This is a genomic window from Dactylosporangium sp. NPDC006015 (genome assembly GCF_040614215.1).
GTDB lineage: Bacteria > Actinomycetota > Actinomycetes > Mycobacteriales > Micromonosporaceae > Dactylosporangium > Dactylosporangium maewongense.
In genome coordinates, this window is sequence record NZ_JBEXUD010000005.1 from 234,217 (window position 1) to 252,244 (window position 18,028).

An 18,028-nucleotide genomic window follows, 5' to 3' on the forward strand; every position below is an offset into this window, starting at 1 on the left:
CGTGAGACGCGTTTCTAAGCCCGGGTGGTGGAACGGCAGACACGGCCGCCTTAAAAGCGGCTGCCGCGAGGCGTGCGGGTTCGAACCCCGCCCCGGGCACTCCTTCCTGCTGTCCCACCGTGCGCGGTGGGCGCCGCGCGAGGGCGGGCGACGCACTCGCACCGAGCGTTTCGCCGTGTGTTCATGTGCTGGTCGTCCTCGTGGTCGAGGCTCGCGGGAAACACATTTCCCGCGAAGGACCGGCGACATTGCGCACCCCATTCCGTGTGATTCTTGCCCTTTTACCCGCATTATCGGGTGTCGCCATTGCGACCACCTCGGCGGTCGCGGCGGACACCCCTGCCATCCACATCAACGAGGTTGAGTCCAACGGCGGCACGCCCGGCGACTGGATTGAGCTGGTCAACACCGGTGCCACGGCCGTCGACGTGTCGGGCTGGCTGGTGAAGGACAACGACGACACCCACGTGTTCACCATCGCGGCGAACACGACGGTGGCGCCCGGCGGCTACCTGGTCGTCGACGTCGACCCGGCGTTCGGGCTCGGCGCCGCCGACTCCGCCCGGCTGTTCGCGGCCGACGGGACGACGCTGGTCGACTCGTACACCTGGACCGCCCACGCGGCGACGACCTACGGCCGCTGCCCGGACGGCACCGGCACCTTCGTCACCACCTCGTCCTCGACGCGCGGCGCGGCCAACGACTGCGCGCCGGCCGCCGCGAAGGTCCGGATCAACGAGGTCGAGTCCAACGGCGGCACCCCGGGCGACTGGGTCGAGCTGCTCAACACCGGTGCCACGGCCGTCGACCTGTCCGGCTGGCTGGTGAAGGACGACGACGACACGCACGTGTTCACGATCGCGGCAAACACCACCCTCGCCCCCGGCGCGTACACCGTGGTGGACGTCGACCCGGCGTTCGGCCTGGGCGCCGCGGACTCGGCACGGGTCTACGCCGCCGACGGCACGACGCTGATCGACTCGTACTCGTGGACGGCCCACGCGGCGACGACCTACGGGCGCTGCCCGGACGGCACCGGGCAGTTCGCGACGACGTCGTCCTCGACGCGCGGCGCGGCCAACGACTGCACCTCGCCGGCGGCCAAGGTGAAGATCAACGAGGTCGAGTCCAACGGCGGCACGCCCGGCGACTGGGTCGAGCTGGTCAACACCGGCGTCACCGCGGTCGACGTGTCCGGCTGGCTGGTGAAGGACAACGACGACACGCACGTGTTCACGATCGCGGCCAACACCACCCTCGCCCCCGGCGCCTACCTGGTCCTGGACGTGGATGCCGTGTTCGGCCTCGGCGCCGCCGACTCCGCCCGGCTCTTCGCGGCCGACGGGGTGACGCTGGTCGACTCGTACACCTGGACCGCCCACGCGGCGATCACCTACGGCCGCTGCCCGGACGGCACCGGACCGTTCGCCGCCACGACCGCCTCGACGCGGGGCGCGGCCAACGCCTGCGCCGGCCAGACGCCCGCCACGGCCTGGCCGGGCGGCGCCGACGTCACCACCGCCGACCAGTCCGGCGTGTTCGGCGGGAACATGAGCGGCCTGTCGTTCCAGGGCCGCGACGTCCTCTGGGCGGTCAAGAACGGACCGGGCACCCTCTACCGCCTGACCTGGGACGGGTCGGCCTGGACGCCGTCGTCGGCCACCGTGCTGCACTACGCGGACGGCACCGGCGACGTCGACGCGGAGGGCGTGGTGTGGCGGCCGGACGGGATCTACGTGTCGACCGAGCGGAACAACGCCGTCAGCGGCGTGAGCCGGCCCACGATCGAGCGCTACGACGGCGCCAGCGGGACCGCGAACGCCGAGTGGAACCTCACCGCCGACCTGCCGGCCGTCGCCGCGAACAGCGGCCTGGAGGCGATCACCTGGGTGCCGGACGCGTACCTCACCGCGCACGGGTTCGCCGACCAGCGCACCGGCGCCGCGTACGACCCGGCCGTGTACCCGGGCCACGGCGACGGGCTCTTCCTCGTCGGGCTCGAGGCCAACGGCAGCGTCTACGCGTACGCGCTCACGCCGGGCGGCTTCACCCGGATCGCGACGTTCGCCAGCGGGTTCCCGTCGGTGATGGACCTGGAGTTCGAGCCGGAGACCGGCCACCTGTGGGCCGTCTGCGACGACACGTGCAACGGCCGGGTCGCCACCCTCGACGTGACCGCGGGCGCGTTCGCCGTCAGCGGCCTGTTCGAGCGCCCCGCCGGCATGCCGAACCTCAACAACGAGGGCTTCGCGATCGCGCCGCAGCAGGCGTGCGTCGCCGGTCGCAAGCCGGTGGTCTGGTCCGACGACAGCGGCACCGACGGGCACGCGCTGCGCGCCGGCACGATCACCTGCGTCGACCTGGACGCCGACGACGACGGCATCCTCGACGCCGTCGACCCGGCGCCCGCGGACCCGGCCAACGCGACGTTCGCCACGGCGGCAGTCTCCGGCCGGATCGTCGGCACGGGTGGGCGCACCGTCGCGGTGTCCGCCGGGCCGTCGTCGTCGGTCCGGTTCGATGTCGGCGCCGGTACCGCTCCCGCCGAGGTCCAGCTGTCCGGCAGCGACGCGGCGATCCGGTTCGGGGAGGGCTCCTACCTGCTCACCGGACTGGTCGGCGTGTCGACCCTCGCCGGTGACGCCGCGACCGTGGCGGTGACCGTGCGCTCGGTGCCGGTCACGTTCAGCGTCCCGGCCGGCGGCTCGCTCGAGCTCACCGACGCGCTCACCGGCATCCGGCACACCGGCGCCGTCACGGTGCAGGCGGCCGGGCTGACCTGCGGCGCCGTCGACGCGGTCGTGGTCGGCACCACCGGCAACGACCGCCTCGCCGGCACCGCCGGCAACGACCTCATCGTCGGCCGCGGCGGTAACGACACCGTCACCGGCGGTGGCGGGTCCGACTGCGTCGTGACCGGCCCCGGCAACGACGTCATCACGACCGCGGGTGGCGACGACCTGATCGACGCGGGCGGCGGCAACAACGTCGTCGACGCGGGCGCCGGTACCAACACCGTGATCGCCGCCTCGGGCAACGACGTCATCACGACCGGCGCCGGCGACGACCGGATCGAGGCCGGCGGCGGCAACAACGTCATCCGCGCCGGCGACGGCAACAACGTGGTCGTCACCGCCTCGGGCAACGACAGCATCACCACCGGTGCCGGCGACGACCGCGTCGACGCCGGGAACGGCAACAACACCGTCTCGACGGGCGCGGGCGCCGACGTGATCGGCACCGGCAGCGGCAACGACGTGGTGGACTGCGGCGCCGGCACGGACAGCGCCGCCGCAGGTCGCGGCAACAACACCAACGCCGGCGGTCGCTGCGAGTCGTTCGGCGTCTGACACTGCGTGTGCCGGCGAAACTGAGATCCACTCAGCGCCGGCACACGCGGTACGCTGGTCGTACACATGAATGCGACGCCTCTGGAGGCTGATCGTGCAGAGTTCGAACCCGGTGCTCAACCGCCTGGGTCAGGCGGCGAGGCAGGAGCGCTCGCAGCTGTCGCCCCCGGGCTTCGGGTATCCCCAGTCCGGCTATGGGGTGCCGCAGCCCCCGGCCGCAACGCGGGCGATGACCATGGACGACGTCGTCGTCCGCACCGTCGCCCTGCTCGCGATCACCGGCATCTTCGGTGCGGTGTCGTGGGTGCTGCTGCCGGCCGGTGGCGCCATCACCGCGATCGCGACCATCGGCTCGCTCATCGCGGGCCTGGTCCTCGGCCTGGTCATCTCGTTCGCGCAGGTGACCAACCCGGCCGTCATCATGGCCTACGCGGCACTGCAGGGCGTGCTGCTCGGCCTGGTCAGCCGCTGGTATGAGGGTGCCTACAGCGGCATCGTCATCCAGGCGGTCATCGGCACGTTCGGCATCTTCGCGATCATGGCGGTGCTCTACAAGCTGCAGATCGTGCGGGCCACGCCCCGCTTCACGAAGATGGTCATCGGCGCGCTCATCGGCGTCGTGGTGCTGAGCCTGGCCAACTACCTGTTCTACCTCTTCGACATCAACCTGGGCCTGCGCGAGTACAGCCTGGACGGCAAGGTCGGCTGGCTGCCGATCGTCTTCAGCCTCGTGATCATCGTCGTCGGCGCGCTCACGTTCGTCCTCGACTTCGACGCTGTCGAGCAGGGTGTCCGGTATGGCCTGCCGGAGAAGTACGCGTGGTACTGCTCGTTCGGCATCCTGGTCGGCCTGATCTTCCTGTACTGGGAGATCCTGCGCATGCTCAGCTACCTGCGACGCTGATGAGTGCCGACGACCCGCTCACCGCGACGGTGGGCAGGCTGGTCGGCCAGGTCGGACACTGGACGCCGCCCCGGTGGGCGGCGTCCGGCGTGTCCGGGGTCCCGCGCGGCGACGCGGTGCACGAGCTGATCCAGTGGCTCGCCGACCGCTGCGCCGACGCCGAGGGCCGGCCGCGCCTGCCGGTGCCGCGGCTCGACAACGATCTCGCGCTGCCCGACCAGCTGCGGGTGGTGGCGGCGGACCTGGCACGCTTCGGCGGCCCCGCCCTGGTGGACGAGGCCGCCGAGATGGTGAAGGCCGTGCGCGGGCAGCTCTGACGCCTGCGTCTCAGTGAGGCTGTGATGCCCGCGCCCGGCTGACGCGACCCTACCTACGACAGGCGCTCGATGACCATGGCCATGCCCTGGCCGCCGCCGACGCACATCGTCTCCAGGCCGATGGACTTGTCGTGCCAGTTCAGCGAGTTGATCAGCGTGCCGGTGATGCGGGCGCCGGTCATGCCGAACGGGTGGCCGACGGCGATGGCGCCGCCGTTGACGTTGAGCTTCTCGATCGGGATGCCCAGCTGGCGGTACGACGGGATCACCTGCGCGGCGAAGGCCTCGTTGATCTCGACGAGGTCGACGTCGTCGATGGTCATCCCGGCCCGCTTCAGGGCGCTGCGGGAGGCCTCGACCGGGCCGATGCCCATGATCTCCGGCGACATGGCGGTCACGCCGGTCGACAGGATGCGCGCGAGGGGCGTGATGCCCAGCTCGCGGGCCTTGACGTCGCTCATGATGACGACTGCGGCGGCGCCGTCGTTGAGCGGGCAGCAGTTGCCGGCGGTGACCCGGCCGTCGGGGCGGAACACGGGCTTCAGGCCGGCGACGCCCTCCAGGGTCACCCCGGCGCGGGGGCCGTCGTCGGTCGAGACGACCGTGCCGTCGGGGGCGGTCACCGGGGTGATCTCGCGGGCCCAGAAGCCGTTCTTGATCGCTTCCTCGGCCAGGTTCTGCGACCGGACGCCGAACTCGTCCATGTCGGCCCTGGTGACGCCTTCGAGCTCGGCGAGGTTCTCGGCGGTCTGGCCCATCGCGACGTAGATGTCGGGCAGGGCGCCGTCCTCGCGCGGGTCGTGCCACGGCTCGCCGCCGCCCTCGGCGCGCTTGGTGGTGCGCGCGTACGCGTCGGCGAAGGCCGGGTTCTGCCAGGGGCCGCCGACCGCCGCCTGCGCCTCGGTGGGCAGGCCGTCGGAATTGCCGCGGGCGAAGCGCGACACGCACTCCACGCCGGCGGAGATGAACACGTCGCCCTCGCCGGCCTTGATCGCGTGGAACGCCATCCGGGTCGTCTGCAGCGACGACGCGCAGTAGCGGGTGGTGGTGGCGCCCGGCAGGTGGTCGAACCCGAGCAGCGTGCTGACCACGCGGGCCATGTTGAAGCCCTGCTCGCCGCCGGGCAGGCCGCAGCCGAGGTACAGGTCTTCGATGTCCCGCGGGTCGAGCTCGGGCACCTTGGCGAGCGCGGCGCGCACGATGGTCGCGGCGAGGTCGTCGGGGCGGAATTCGCGCAGCGATCCCTTGGCGGCACGGCCGATCGGGGACCGGGCGGTGGCGACGATGACAGCTTCCGGCATACCACCGACGCTACTGCAGGGTAATCAACCCCTGCGAGCACCTGTGAGAAATCTGCAGACTTAGTGCATCTTCAGTGCAGGAAGCCGCGGACCGCGGCGGCCTCCTCGACGGCGGGGAGGAGGGCGTGGGCCCAGACGCGGTAGCCGTCGGCGGACGGGTGGAAGCCGTCGTGGCACAGCGTGCCCGCGTCGGCACGGAAGACGGCGCCGGTGCGGGCCGCCAGGTCGACCACCACCGCGCCGGCCGCGCTCGCGGCTGCGGCCTGCTGCTTCGCCACCCTGCGGCTGCGCCAGCCGAGCAGCTGCCGCAGCGGGGGCGCGAAGGCGCGCAGCGCGCCGAAGTCGGGGCAGGTGCCGACGACGACCGGGATGCCGGCGTCGCGCAGGCGGCGGCAGGCCGAGCCGAGGTACTCGGCGGCGTCGGAGCCGCGGCCGAGGTGGGTCACGTCGTTGGTGCCGACGAGGATGACCGTCACGTCTGGGGCGGGGCCGACCAGCGCCCGTGCCACCTGCGTGGCCAGGTCGGAGGAGCGGGAACCGGCCACGGCGACGCTGGACAGCTCCACCCGCCGGCCCACGGCGCCCTCGCTGGTGCCCTCCGACAGCAGCGCCGCGAGCTGGCCGCCGACGGTGTCGGCGACGCGGTCGACGCCGACGCCGAGCGCGGTCGCGTCGCCGAGCAGGACCAGCCGCATCGGCGGCTTGCCGGCGGCGCCGACGGAGGAGCGCATCGCCAGGCGCATGTCGGGCTTCGCGTAGGGCCGGGCGCGGGCGACCATCGCCTGCGCGGCGAGGACCGCGGCGCCGCCGACCGTGCCGGCGATCACGGTGACCGTGGCCATCCGCGCCAGTCGCTTGATCGTGATCATGCCGACTCCATCGTGGTCATGTGGACTCCTGCGGGGAGCGGTCCGGCACCGCCGAGGCGGTCTCGGGTGCCTGTGCGGGCTCGCGCGCCGCCTGCTGCGGCAGCCTGTGCCAGACCCGGTGGCGCAGCTGCGCCCAGCGGCCCGCCGGGCCGCGCTCCTTGCCGGCCACCTGCGCCGCGCTGACCTCGGTGCCGGGGCGCTGGGCGGCCTCGGCCGCGGCGCGCGGCAGGGACCGCACGCCCTCGCCGGCCCGCAGCGACACGGTCAGCGGCGCCGCCGCCTCGGGCTCGGTCAGCGCCGCGACCACGGTCGGCAGGACCGCCTGCGCCGCCGCGAGGTAACCGGCGCCGGAGGGGTGGAAGCGGTCGAAGCTGAACATCCGGTCCGGCTCCGCGTAGAACAGCTCGCCGAGCAGGTCACCCAGCGACACGGTCCGCCCACCGGCCTCGACCACCGCGATCGTCTGCGCCGTCGCCATCTGCCGGCTCCAGTGCCGCGCCAGCCAGCGCAGCGGCGGCTGGATCGGCCGGATCGTGCCCAGGTCGGGGCAGGTGCCGACGACGACATGGATGCCTGCGGCCCGCAGCCGGCGGACCGCGTCGACCAGGTGCCGCACCGCGAGGGACACGCTGACCCGGTGGGTGACGTCGTTGCCGCCGATGCAGATCACGGCCACGTCGGGGCGGTGCCGCAGCGCCACGTCCACCTGCGGCGGCAGCCCCCGCGACTCGCAGCCGACGACGGCGAGGCAGCGCATCCACACGGGTCGCCGCTGCTGCTCCGCCAGCCCGGCCGCGACCGACGCGGCGAAGGTCTCGCTGGGCACCTCCGCCCCATACCCCGCGGCGGAGGAGTCACCGATCACGACCAGGCGGATCGGCTCGCCGTCGAAGTGGGCGCCGTAGGTGCCGTCGGCGCGCGGGGGAGGGCTCACGACCTGGGGGATGACCCGCCGGGCCAGCAGTGCCTGTCCGACGACCACGCCGTAGAACAGCGCGCCGGCGCCGGCGATGCCGCCGCTGCCGAGCGCCGCCGCCGTGGCGATCCGCCGCACCTGCTCTGACCGAAGCCTCAACGCCCCCATCGCCTTCCCGCCTCTCGCCACTCAACGCCCTGGCGAGGCTAACCCCCGGTCCACAAGTATCCGCTCTCTCAAGTAAAGATCCCGATCGTCTTCATCCCGACCGATCACGACGTGGGCCGCTGCCGTGAGTGATCATCCCTGCCCAGGTGGTCCTCTCCGATTGCCCGCGGGGAACGACCGGCCAAACGTCCGCTCCCGCGCGGGGACCGTCGAGATCCATCCGTCATTCTTACCGCGCGCCGTCCGTGACAGACACCGTTACATTCATAGCCAGACGAGAGAGGGCGGCGATCATGGCGGACAGCGCGCTGCGACGGCGGTTGGCGTGGACGGCCCTGCTGAGGGTCTTCAAGCCCGGCACGCCCGGGCTCGGCAAGCGGCTCAGCGCCATCCCGCGGATGGTGAAGGCGACGGTCAAGGGCGAATACGACGGCGGCACCCGCCTGGCGCTGCTCGCCGCCTCGGCCGTCTACATCGTGTCCCCGATCGACGCCGTGCCGGAGCTGTTCCTGCTGGTGCTCGGCGTCGTCGACGACCTGGCGATGGCGACCTACTTCGCCGGTGCGCTGCTGGACGAGCTGGAGCGCTTCCTGGAGTGGGAGAAGCAGCGCGACAACGTGATTCCGGGGCACGTCGTCAAGTAGCCGATTCCGGCGCTATACGCTGGCCGTGTGCGCTATTACGACAACGTCGTCGAATTGGTGGGCAACACGCCCCTTGTCCGGCTCCGCAACGTGACGGACGGGATCTCCGCCACCGTCCTGGCCAAGGTCGAATACCTCAACCCCGGCGGCAGCGTGAAGGACCGCATCGCGCTGCGCATGGTCGAGGAGGCCGAGAAGGCCGGCCTGCTCAAGGCCGGCGGCACCATCGTCGAGCCGACCAGCGGCAACACCGGGGTCGGGCTCGCCCTCGTCGCGCAGCTGCGCGGGTACCGGTGTGTCTTCGTCTGCCCCGACAAGGTCAGCGAGGACAAGCAGAACGTGCTGCGGGCCTACGGCGCTGAGGTCGTCGTGTGCCCGACCGCCGTCGCGCCCGAGGACCCCCGCTCCTACTACAACGTCTCCGACCGGCTGGCCCGGGAGATCCCCGGCGCGTGGAAGCCCGACCAGTACGCCAACCCGGCCAACCCCCGCTCCCACTACGAGACCACCGGCCCCGAGGTCTGGGAGCAGACAGCCGGCAAGGTGACACACTTCGTCGCCGGCGTCGGCACCGGCGGCACGATCTCCGGCGTCGGCCGCTACCTCAAGGAGGTCTCCGGCGGCACGGTCCGCATCGTCGGCGCCGACCCCGAGGGCTCCGTCTACTCCGGTGGCACCGGGCGGCCGTACCTCGTGGAGGGCGTGGGCGAGGACTTCTGGCCCACCACGTACGACCGCGACGTCTGCGACGAGATCGTCGAGGTGTCCGACAAGGACTCCTTCGACCTGACCCGCCGCCTGGCCCGCGAGGAAGGCCTGCTCGTCGGCGGCTCCTGCGGCATGGCCGTCGCCGCGGCGCTGAAGGTCGCCCGCGAGGCCGGCCCGGACGACGTCGTGGTCGTCCTGCTGCCCGACGGTGGCCGCGGCTACCTCAGCAAGATCTTCAACGACGACTGGATGGCCCGCTACGGCTTCCTCCGTACCGCCGCCGAACTGCCGACCGTCGCCGACGTCCTGGTCGGCAAGGACGGGCACATGCCGCAGATGGTCCACGTGCATCCCAACGAGACCGTCCGCGACGCCATCGACTACATGCGTGAGTACGCCGTCTCCCAGCTCCCCGTCCTCAAGGCCGAGCCCCCGGTCGTGACCGGCGAGGTCGCCGGCTCGATCGCGGAGCGTGACCTGCTGGACGCGCTGTTCACCGGCCAGGCCCACCTCCACGACATCGTCGAGAAGCACATGGGCGACCCGCTGCCGATGATCGGCGGCGGCCAGCCCGTCAGCGAGGCCGTGGCACTGCTGGAGAAGGCCGACGCCGCGGTCGTCCTGATCGACGGCAAACCCGCCGGCGTCATCACCAGGCAGGACCTCCTGGCCCACCTGCGCTGACCCAACCCAACCCCGCACCTGCCGGCAACGCTCAGACGTTGGTCAATGCCCAGATGTACGGCTCTTCGCCCGTAGGCGTTGCGCGACCTACCTGGTTCAAGTCCCCGAACCGAGGTTAGATCGCGCAACGCCTTTGGGCGGTTGGGCTGGAAGCTGTCGCGGTTGATGAGCGTGAGGTCCGCTTCCGCGGGCCTGCGTGGGTGGGTTCGCCTGCGGCGCGGGCCTGCTTGCGCGCGTCTGCGTGGGTGGGCCTGCTTGCGCGGGTCTGCCAAGCGGCGGGGCCGGGGTTGCCTGCTGGCAGCGCGCAGACGTTGGTCAATGCCCGGATGTGCGGCTTTCGTCCCATAGAAGGTGCGCGATCCACCCGCGGATTGATCTCTGAATCTGGGGTAGGTCGCGCAACATCTATGAACGGGTGGGCCGAAAACCGCTGTGGTCGGTGAGCGCGGGTTCGCCTGCGCCGGTTTGCCAAGCGGCGGGACCTCGGGTTGCCCGCCGGTAGCGCAGACGTTGGTCAATGCCTAGGAATGCGGCTTTCGTCCAATAGGCGGTGTGCGTTCCACTCCAGTTCAAGTCGCCCGGTGGATCGAGGGTTGATCGTGCGGCGGCTGTGGATGGGTGGGTCAGAACCCGCCGCGGGGGATGCCCGGGCGGAGGGGTGGAGGCGCGGGGTCAGCGCAGCGGCTCGGGGACGGCCACCACGTCGACCAGGGCGGCCTTGCGCAGGACGGTGATCTGCAGGCGCTGGCCGATGGCGGGGCCCAGCATGAGGCGCTGCACGTCCTGGACGCCGACGATCGGGCGGCCGCCCGCGGAGAGGACCACGTCGCCCACGTAGAGGCCGGCCAGGCCCGCCGGGCTGCCCGGCACGACCTCGACGAGCCGGAGGCCCTTGCGTTGCCCGACCCGGTCGGCGAGCGGCTGGGGGAGCGCGACGGGTGTGCCGGCCACGCCGAGCCAGGCGCGGCGCACCTTCCCCGTGGCCATGAGCTCGGACATGATCAGGCGGGTCGTGCTGTTGACCGGCACCGCCAGGCCGAGCCCGATCCCGGCGACGGCCGTGTTGATGCCGACGACCTTGCCGGAGGCGTCGGCCAGGGCGCCGCCGGAGTTGCCCGGGTTGAGCGCGGCGTCGGTCTGCACGACGTCGTCGATGAGGCGGACGTGCCGGCCGTCGCGGACGGGCAGCGAGCGGCCGAGCGCGCTGACGACGCCGGCGGTGACGGAGCCGGCCAGGCCGAGCGGGTTGCCGACGGCGACGACGAGCTGGCCGATGCGCAGGTCGTCGGCGTTGCCGAGGGTCGCCGGTGGCACGCCCGTCTCGTGGATGCGCAGCACGGCCAGGTCGGCGAGCGGGTCGGCGCCGACGACGTCGAACCTGCTGCTGACCCCGTTGGTGAACTCGGCGAGCCCGCCGTCGGCGCCCGCCACGACGTGGGCGCTGGTCAGCACGAAGCCGTCGGGGGTGTAGACGACCGCCGAGCCGGAGTGGCCGCTGACGCTGAGGCTGGCGACGCTCGGCAGGAGGGCCGCCGCCACGCCGGAGACGACCCTGCTGTACGTGTCGAGCGCGTCGGATTCGGGGTCCATGCCGCACGCAACGCCGCGCGGCACGCGTCCATGCCCGGTTAGGCCGACAGCGAAATACCCCGCCAGGCCGAACGGCGAAAGCCCCGTCAGGTCGACAGCGAGATCGCGGGCAGCTCGAACCAGCGGAGGGCCTCGAAGTTGGCGGAGACGACGCCGTCGGGCTGCTCGACCTGTGAGACCTGGGCGGCCTCGGCGACGATGAGCGCCGCCTCGTCCAGGTAACCGGCCAGCGCCGACTCGGGCGCGCGCTCGTGCCTGGAGGGCCAGCGCAGCTCGCCGTCGGCGTCGTAGTGCAGCTCCGAGAGGCGCAGCGGCGGCTCGACCAGGCCGTCCCTGTGCTTCCAGAGTCCGGTGTACGGGTCGAAGCGGTACTGCGGCAGCAGCGCCCAGCCGTTGGTGGCGACGAAGTGGACGGCGTCGACGATGTAGCGCAGTACGGCGTCGGAGATGAAGTAGTTGAAGGACACCCGGACCCAGCCGGGTTTGATGCCCTCGCAGCCGGCGATGATCTCCTGCTCGAAGCGCTGCGAGCGCTCGATGTCGATGCCGAGGAGGCGGTGGCCGTACGGGCCGGCGCAGGAGCAACCGCCCCGCGACTGGATCCCGAAGAGGTCGTTGAGCAGCGACACCACGAAGTTGTGGTGCAGGTAGCGGCCGCCGGGCCGCTTCACCACGAACGACACGATCGACAGCCGCGACGCGTCCAGGTTGCCGAGGATCTCGATGTTGGGGTTGGTCTTCCACGAGGTGATCGCCTCGCGCAGGAAGCGTTCCTCGAGGTCGCGGATGGTGTCGGTGCCGACGGCCTGCTTGAGCTGGAAGACCAGGCCGGCCCGGATGGACTCGACGATCGCCGGGGTGCCGCCCTCCTCGCGGTGCGCGGCGTCGGCGATGTAGTGGTGGTCGGTCGGGTTGACGTAGTCGACGGTGCCGCCGCCGGGCACGGTGGGCACGCGGTTGCGCAGCACCTTGCGCCGCACGACGAGGACGCCGGGCGTCCCGGGCCCGCCGGCGAACTTGTGCGGCGAGATGAAGGCCGCGTCCTTGTACTGGCCGGGGCCGGGACCGTACATGGCGACGTCCACGTAAGGCGCGGCGGCGGCGAAGTCCCAGAAGGAGAGCGCGCCGTGCTCGTGCAGCAGCGCCGAGATGGCATGGGTGTCGCTGACGATCCCGGTGACGTTGGACGCCGCGGAGAAGGAGCCGATCTTCAGCGGCCGGTCGGCGTGCCGCTCGAGCTCGGCCCGCAGGCGCGACAGGTCGATGTGCCCGTTGTGATCCTCGGGGATGACGACGACGTCCGCGATGGACTCCCGCCACGGCAACTCGTTGGAGTGGTGCTCGAACGGGCCGATGAACACCACGGGCCGGTCGGCGGGCGGGATGTGCGCCGTCAGGTCGTAGCGGTCGTCGAGCCCGGCCGGCACCCGCAGCCCCAGGATGTGCACCATCTTGTCGATCGCGGCGGTCGAGCCGGACCCGGTGAAGATGACCACGGTCTCGGCGTCGCCGCCGACGGCGTCGTTGACGATCTGGCGGGCGTCCTCCCGCAGGCGGGTCGTCTGCAGCCCGGTGCCGGAGGACTCGGTGTGGGTGTTCGCGTACCGCGGCAGCACCTCGTCACGGATGAACCGCTCGATGAAGTCCAGCGCCCGTCCTGACGCGGTGTAGTCGGCGTAGGTCACGCGGCGAGCGCCATACGGCCCCCACATCACCTGGTCGTCACCGATGACGGCGTCGCGGATGCGCTGCAGCAGGGGGCTCTCCATGGGGGCCATTATCCGCTCCGCCACGCCGTCCCCTTTCGAGTGGTCGCACGGGAATCGCACAGGCTGTCCGCCCACGCGTGCAGCCCGATTGTTTAACGTTTCGTCCGGAGGTTCTCAGGGAGCCTCAAGAGTTTGGGGGTAGGGAAGTTGGTCAGTGTTGACCAGTCCGAGCCAACAGACGTCGTCGACCGTCTGCTGTGGCGCGACGCCACGCAGATCCTGAGCCGGCACAACGGGTCGGACGGTGACGGACAGTGCATCTGGTGCGGGCGGGAGTGGCCGTGCGCGCCACGCCGGCTCGCCGAGAACGCCGAGGCCGCCTCGCGGCGGCCGTGGAACGAGGCCTGGACCGCCCGGCACGACCTCTACAGCCTGAGGACGATGCCCGACTGGCGGATCGACCTCGGCGCCCCGCAGCGTTCCAGGGGCGGCTGGCACCGCGCCGGCGGCAACCGGGGAACCTTTCTCTAGCACGATCGTTGATCTGAGCGGTGACTTCGGCGCTCCCGCCATGGCCGTGGTCACCGCGACACAAAGACCCGCTCGGACACGGTTGCCGGCATGCCTCCGCCGGCTCCGAACGCCTCCGGCCAGGCGTCCTCCCCAGGGATCGGGCGGGTCTACCCGGCAGGCGAGGGCACACCTTTCGTGGTTCCCCCGCATATATCGCGATGGTGTGCCCTCGCCTGCCAAAACCCCAGCAAACCGGAACGGCCCGGTCTCCACGATGTGGAGGCCGGGCCGTTGCCGTGCGTCACTCGGCGACGAACGAGAACACCGTGGTCGCGGTGTGGATGTTCGAACCGGCCGGAGCGACGACCTTCACCGGGCACACGCCGGAGAAGTTGCCGGTCCCGAGGCCGGCCGGGTCGTCGGCGAGGCCGGAGGTCGGCGTCTTGACGGTGATCGAGGTGCCGGCCGTGTTCAGCACGAAGTTGGTGCCGGCGACGCCGCAGAAGTTCACGCCGGTGGCGCCGGTGAAGGTGCCGGTGAGCGTCACGCCGGTGGCGATGTTGATCTTGCCGATGTTCGGCGTCATGGCGGTCACCACCGGCACCGTGACGACGCTCGTGCCGAGGTCGGTGGCGCTCCACGTCTTGGTGACGCCGTTGTGGGTGATCGACAGGTTGCCGTTGGTCATGCCGGCGGCGGTCTTGCCGGTGAACCAGTTGCCGTTCTCGGTCGTGCCGGACGGGGCCGTGGTCATCTGCGTGCCGTCGGTCTTCTTCCAGACCTTGACCTCGGTCAGCGGCTTGCCGCCCAGCGTCGCCGACAGGGAGTTGGCCGCGCCGCTGAACGTGAAGTCGTTGTCGGCCTTGACGCGGATGGTCTGGCCGCCGGTCGAGACGAACTGCTGGATCTGGTCCGCGGACTGCAGCGCGCTGCTCAGGTCGGTGATGACCGGGGCGGTGGTGTCGAGCTTCGGGGGCGCGATGAAGACCAGGCCGGACAGCGCCTTGGTGAGGGTGCCGCCGCTGTTGGCGAAGTTGATCGCGATCGTCTCGGAGGCGACGCCGGACGTCGCCGCGCAGCCGCCGGTGGGCGTCTTGGTCGCGATCTGGGTGGTCCCGGTCACTATGTAGAAGTCGAGGCCCTGGCAGTCGGTGTCGGCGCCGAGGTCGACGCTCGCCACCGAGTTCTCGTCGAGGGTCGCGCCGGTCAGGCCGACCACGTTGATGATGACCACCTGCTTGTCGGTGTCCGCGGCGACTTTGCCGCCGGCCGGCGATGCGATGGTGATCGAGGTGGCGGCGGGGGCGGCGTGGGCCGCCATCGGCGTGGCGATCAGCGCCGCCGCGCTGAGCAGCGTTGCCGCGGCCGAGCCTGCGCCGGCGGCTCTGGCAAAGCGGGATTGCACGAATGACATTGAGCAGGGTCCTCTCAGGCGGAACGGCTGGCTGGGGATGCTCACTCAACGTAACAGCAGGAATGCTGTCAGTAGTGAGAATTCTTCAGGAATGCGGCGGCGGCCCGGAGTCGGGATTGCACTCCGGGCCGCCCTTATCGCGTGGTGGGTCAGTTCATCGCCATGAGGTAATCGGCGACGGTGAAGGTGGAACCGCTGGAGATGATCGTCTGCGAGTAGCCGGCGGTGAGCTGCGCGCCCACGGCGCCGTTGCTGACGACCGTCACGGTGTAGGTGCCGTTCGGGATCGGGATGCCGGAGTGCAGCGTCAGGGACGGTGTCGTCGCGGTCGCCGTGGCCGCGTTCGACAGCGTCGGCACGCCGGCGGCGACGCTCACGATCCTGGTGCCGTTCGGGATGCCCGGGCCGCTGATCGCCCGCCCGACGTCGCCGGCGTTGAAGGCGGCGGCCGCCGAGGTGCCGAGCGTGGTGCTGCCGGCCGTGGTCGCGGCGTCGGCGATGACCCGGTTCGTGTTCAACGTCATCGCGGTCACCGCGGACGTGGTGTTCTTCGACAGCGTCACGTGCGTCGCGTCGGTGAACGCCATGATGCTGGTGCCGGTCGGGATGCCCGTGCCGGTCACCGCCATGCCGACGTCCGAGGCCGAGAAGTTGCACGCGGTGGTGGTGGCTGAGCCGACCACGTTGGCGGAGCCCGAGGCGACGGTGCAGCCGCTGACCGCGCGGGTGGAGTTGGCGCCGGCGAAGCCGGTGCCGGCCGTGTAGAGCGTGCAGATGAGCTCGTTGTCGTCCACGACCGTGACGTCGAGGCACTCCGCCACCTGCGGGTTGGTCTTGACCGTCGGGCTGGTGCCCGCCGCCGGGTTGTAGGCGCCCCGGACCAGGTAGACGTGCGCCTTGGCGTTGTCCGGCGTCAGGCCGCCGGAGGAGTTGCCGCTGAAGTCGAGCGCGGAGAAGCCGACGCCGGTGATGTCGAGGTCGGTGCCCTGGTTCCGGGTGTTCGGCGAGTTCTTGGGCGTGACGGTGATGCCGTTGGTGTAGCTGAAGACGGCGGGCTTCGTGACCGTGCCACCGGTGGTGGTCAGTGACAGGGCGAAGGGGCCGCCCGCGGAGTGCGCCGGGACGGTCGCGGTGAAGGACAGGTTGTTGCCGGCGACCACGATGTCGGTCAGCGGTTCGCCGCCGAGCAGCGCCGTCATGCCGACGCCGCCGCTCGGGATGTTCGTGCCCGTGACGGTGATCGTCGTACCGCCCTCGGCGGGGCCGGTGGTCGGCGTCACGGTCGAGATCGTCGGGACCGGGCCGACGGTGTACTGCAGGCCGGAGCCGGCGATCAGCGGGCTGTTCGCGTTACCGGCGGTGTTGCCGCTGTACACGCAGATGTACCAGTTCTCGGTCGTGAAGCCACCCGCGTTGACCACGCCGGCGGGGACGGTGATCGACAGCTTGTTGGTCGGTGGCGTGCCGTTGAGGATCTTCACGCCAGAAGTCGGCACGGCGACGACGGTGCCGCTCACGGCGGAGTAGGTCGAGGTGCACCCGGTGTTGTCCTGGAACTGGACGTACACGGAGCCGGTGTTGAAGACCTTGCCGATGGCCGTGGCGGTGATCGTGTTGCCGCCGGCGGTCGGGCCGGAGGTCGCGCTCGGGACGAGGTTGCCGTTGAGCGTGAACACCTCGTCGGAGGCGTTCTGCAGCGTCGTGCCGGCCGCGTTGTAAGCGCAGACGAAATAGTCGGCGGTGATCTGCGACGGGGTGCCGAGCAGCGTCAGCGTCGTCGGGACGGTCACGTCCAGCACGCTGGAGGAGGTCACCTTGATGTTGGCCGCCGGCACCTCGATGACGCCGCCGGTCTGTGTGGTCGGGTCCGAGGCGCTGGGTGGCGTCGGGGTCAGGGCAGTGGCCGAACACGCAGTGTTACCGGTCGACTTCCACTGGAACTGCACGCGCGTCGCGCCGGTGAAGCTCGTGCCGGAGTCGGTCACGGTGATCACCGTGCCGACGGGGCCGGTGCTCGGTGCGAGCGTCGTGGCGGCGAACGCCGGCGTCCCGACCGCGACCAGGCCGGCCGTCGCGAGCGTCAGCACGGCGCCTATGCGTGCCGCAGCGACACCGCGTTGCTTTGTCTTGACTTGCACTTTGGTCGTCTCCTCCGTCAGACCGCGGGATGGGAGCAATCGATAGGCACAGATCACCTGGAACAGGGACACGCATGCCGGATCGTCACTCAAAGTATCAGTACGGTTGCTGAAGGTGACGAGAAACTCGAAGGTTGCTCACACTTCGCGCACAAGGAAACGGGCGCCCCGAAGCCGGGGCGCCCGTTGTCGCGGAAAGGTCAGAGCGTTGGCAGCGAGCCCACGCCGATCGGGCACGTCATGCCGTTCGGCCCGTGGTTGCAGTAGCCGTACGGGTTCTTCACGTCCGACAGGTACTGCTGGTGGTAGTCCTCGGCGTAGTAGAACGGGCCGGCCGGGCCGATCTCGGTGGTGATCTCGTCCTTGCCGGCGGCCCGGACCACCGGGGCGAACGCCTCCCGCGAGGCGGCCGCGGCCGCTTCCTGCGCCGGCGTGGTCGTGTAGATCGTCGAACGGTACTGGGTGCCGACGTCGTTGCCCTGGCGCATGCCCTGGGTCGGGTCGTGGTTCTCCCAGAACGCCTTCAGCAGCGTCTCATAGGAGACCTTCAGCGGGTCGTACACGACCTGGACGGCCTCGGTGTGACCGGTCCGGCCGGAGCACGTCTCCTCGTAGGTCGGGTTGGCGGTGAACCCGCCCTGGTAGCCGACGGCGGTGGAGTGGACGCCGGGGATGCGCCAGAAGATGCGCTCCGCACCCCAGAAACAGCCCATGCCGAAATACGCGACCTCCAGGCCCAGCGGCCAGGGCCCGCGCAGCGGGGTGCCGAGCACGGTGTGGGTCGCCGCGACCGGCATCTCGGT

Annotated in this window: 14 protein-coding genes and 1 tRNA gene; 7 read left to right on the forward strand and 8 right to left on the reverse strand. The window is 71.1% G+C overall.

The annotated features are described in order from the left end of the window. The first annotated feature begins 18 nt into the window (after nucleotides 1-18). The 4 genes from ABZ321_RS11715 to ABZ321_RS11730 all read left to right on the forward strand — a co-directional run bounded on the left by ABZ321_RS11715 (nucleotide 19) and on the right by ABZ321_RS11730 (nucleotide 4,571). Nucleotides 19-99, forward strand: a tRNA-Leu gene (locus ABZ321_RS11715). Between the two features lie 167 nt (nucleotides 100-266). Further along, nucleotides 267-3,350, forward strand: a complete 3,084-nt coding sequence (locus ABZ321_RS11720; RefSeq protein WP_354890867.1) for a lamin tail domain-containing protein — start codon at nucleotides 267-269, stop codon at nucleotides 3,348-3,350. A 94-nt stretch (nucleotides 3,351-3,444) separates the two neighbouring features. Further along, complete coding sequence (locus ABZ321_RS11725; protein WP_344501722.1) at nucleotides 3,445-4,254, forward strand: Bax inhibitor-1/YccA family protein; 810 nt, start codon at nucleotides 3,445-3,447, stop codon at nucleotides 4,252-4,254. Further along, nucleotides 4,254-4,571, forward strand: a complete 318-nt coding sequence (locus tag ABZ321_RS11730; RefSeq protein ID WP_344501721.1) for a hypothetical protein — start codon at nucleotides 4,254-4,256, stop codon at nucleotides 4,569-4,571. Before ABZ321_RS11725 ends, ABZ321_RS11730 begins: the two co-directional genes overlap by 1 nt. A gap of 53 nt (nucleotides 4,572-4,624) precedes the next feature. Here ABZ321_RS11730 and ABZ321_RS11735 read toward each other — a convergent pair whose 3' ends face one another. The 3 genes from ABZ321_RS11735 to ABZ321_RS11745 form a co-directional block, all read right to left on the reverse strand. Further along, the gene (locus ABZ321_RS11735; protein ID WP_344501720.1) at nucleotides 4,625-5,872 is read right to left on the reverse strand and encodes an acetyl-CoA C-acetyltransferase; all 1,248 of its coding nucleotides are present in this window, start codon (nucleotides 5,870-5,872) and stop codon (nucleotides 4,625-4,627) included. A 71-nt stretch (nucleotides 5,873-5,943) separates the two neighbouring features. Next, entirely contained in the window at nucleotides 5,944-6,741 is a 798-nt protein-coding gene (locus tag ABZ321_RS11740) for an SGNH/GDSL hydrolase family protein (RefSeq protein ID WP_354890868.1), read from the reverse strand. 16 nt (nucleotides 6,742-6,757) lie between these two features. After that, a complete protein-coding gene (locus tag ABZ321_RS11745; protein WP_354890869.1) occupies nucleotides 6,758-7,825 on the reverse strand; it encodes a GDSL-type esterase/lipase family protein in 1,068 nt (355 codons plus the stop codon). 293 nt (nucleotides 7,826-8,118) lie between these two features. Here ABZ321_RS11745 and ABZ321_RS11750 point away from each other — a divergent pair, with 293 nt between their 5' ends. Beyond that, nucleotides 8,119-8,469: a DUF1232 domain-containing protein gene (locus ABZ321_RS11750; RefSeq protein ID WP_344501717.1), complete on the forward strand. Its 351-nt coding sequence runs from the start codon at nucleotides 8,119-8,121 to the stop codon at nucleotides 8,467-8,469. A 27-nt stretch (nucleotides 8,470-8,496) separates the two neighbouring features. Continuing rightward, nucleotides 8,497-9,861 (forward strand): cystathionine beta-synthase, encoded by a 1,365-nt coding sequence (locus tag ABZ321_RS11755; RefSeq protein WP_344501716.1) that lies wholly within the window; start codon nucleotides 8,497-8,499, stop codon nucleotides 9,859-9,861. Nucleotides 9,862-10,533: 672 nt separating this feature from the next. On the opposite strand, the gene ABZ321_RS11760 is transcribed toward ABZ321_RS11755, so the two are convergent. Both ABZ321_RS11760 and ABZ321_RS11765 read right to left on the reverse strand, forming a co-directional pair. Further along, complete coding sequence (locus ABZ321_RS11760; protein ID WP_344501715.1) at nucleotides 10,534-11,451, reverse strand: trypsin-like peptidase domain-containing protein; 918 nt, start codon at nucleotides 11,449-11,451, stop codon at nucleotides 10,534-10,536. 86 nt (nucleotides 11,452-11,537) lie between these two features. Beyond that, nucleotides 11,538-13,220: an aminotransferase class V-fold PLP-dependent enzyme gene (locus ABZ321_RS11765; RefSeq protein WP_344501714.1), complete on the reverse strand. Its 1,683-nt coding sequence runs from the start codon at nucleotides 13,218-13,220 to the stop codon at nucleotides 11,538-11,540. 147 nt (nucleotides 13,221-13,367) lie between these two features. Between ABZ321_RS11765 and ABZ321_RS11770 the strand changes: the two genes are divergently transcribed. After that, nucleotides 13,368-13,691: a hypothetical protein gene (locus ABZ321_RS11770; protein ID WP_344501713.1), complete on the forward strand. Its 324-nt coding sequence runs from the start codon at nucleotides 13,368-13,370 to the stop codon at nucleotides 13,689-13,691. 283 nt (nucleotides 13,692-13,974) lie between these two features. Here the strand turns inward: ABZ321_RS11770 and ABZ321_RS11775 are convergent, their stop codons facing one another. The 3 genes from ABZ321_RS11775 to msrA all read right to left on the reverse strand — a co-directional run bounded on the left by ABZ321_RS11775 (nucleotide 13,975) and on the right by msrA (nucleotide 18,022). Further along, complete coding sequence (locus ABZ321_RS11775) at nucleotides 13,975-15,087, reverse strand: hypothetical protein (RefSeq protein WP_344501712.1); 1,113 nt, start codon at nucleotides 15,085-15,087, stop codon at nucleotides 13,975-13,977. A gap of 149 nt (nucleotides 15,088-15,236) precedes the next feature. Beyond that, nucleotides 15,237-17,174 (reverse strand): IPT/TIG domain-containing protein, encoded by a 1,938-nt coding sequence (locus ABZ321_RS11780; RefSeq protein ID WP_344501711.1) that lies wholly within the window; start codon nucleotides 17,172-17,174, stop codon nucleotides 15,237-15,239. A gap of 251 nt (nucleotides 17,175-17,425) precedes the next feature. Beyond that, nucleotides 17,426-18,022, reverse strand: coding sequence for a peptide-methionine (S)-S-oxide reductase MsrA (gene msrA, locus ABZ321_RS11785; RefSeq protein WP_354890943.1), 597 nt, complete (start codon nucleotides 18,020-18,022; stop codon nucleotides 17,426-17,428). Nucleotides 18,023-18,028: the final 6 nt, after the last annotated feature.

What these genes read in the sequence shown, in the direction of transcription:
- ABZ321_RS11735 (WP_344501720.1), bottom strand. Translation starts at nt 5,872, where the DNA reads ATGCCGGAAGCTGTCATCGTCGCCACCGCCCGGTCCCCGATCGGCCGT.
- ABZ321_RS11775 (WP_344501712.1), bottom strand. Translation starts at nt 15,087, where the DNA reads ATGTCATTCGTGCAATCCCGCTTTGCCAGAGCCGCCGGCGCAGGCTCG.
- ABZ321_RS11765 (WP_344501714.1), bottom strand. Translation starts at nt 13,220, where the DNA reads ATGGAGAGCCCCCTGCTGCAGCGCATCCGCGACGCCGTCATCGGTGAC.
- ABZ321_RS11730 (WP_344501721.1), top strand. Translation starts at nt 4,254, where the DNA reads ATGAGTGCCGACGACCCGCTCACCGCGACGGTGGGCAGGCTGGTCGGC.
- ABZ321_RS11740 (WP_354890868.1), bottom strand. Translation starts at nt 6,741, where the DNA reads ATGATCACGATCAAGCGACTGGCGCGGATGGCCACGGTCACCGTGATC.
- ABZ321_RS11745 (WP_354890869.1), bottom strand. Translation starts at nt 7,825, where the DNA reads ATGGGGGCGTTGAGGCTTCGGTCAGAGCAGGTGCGGCGGATCGCCACG.
- ABZ321_RS11760 (WP_344501715.1), bottom strand. Translation starts at nt 11,451, where the DNA reads ATGGACCCCGAATCCGACGCGCTCGACACGTACAGCAGGGTCGTCTCC.
- msrA (WP_354890943.1), bottom strand. Translation starts at nt 18,022, where the DNA reads ATGCCGGTCGCGGCGACCCACACCGTGCTCGGCACCCCGCTGCGCGGG.
- ABZ321_RS11750 (WP_344501717.1), top strand. Translation starts at nt 8,119, where the DNA reads ATGGCGGACAGCGCGCTGCGACGGCGGTTGGCGTGGACGGCCCTGCTG.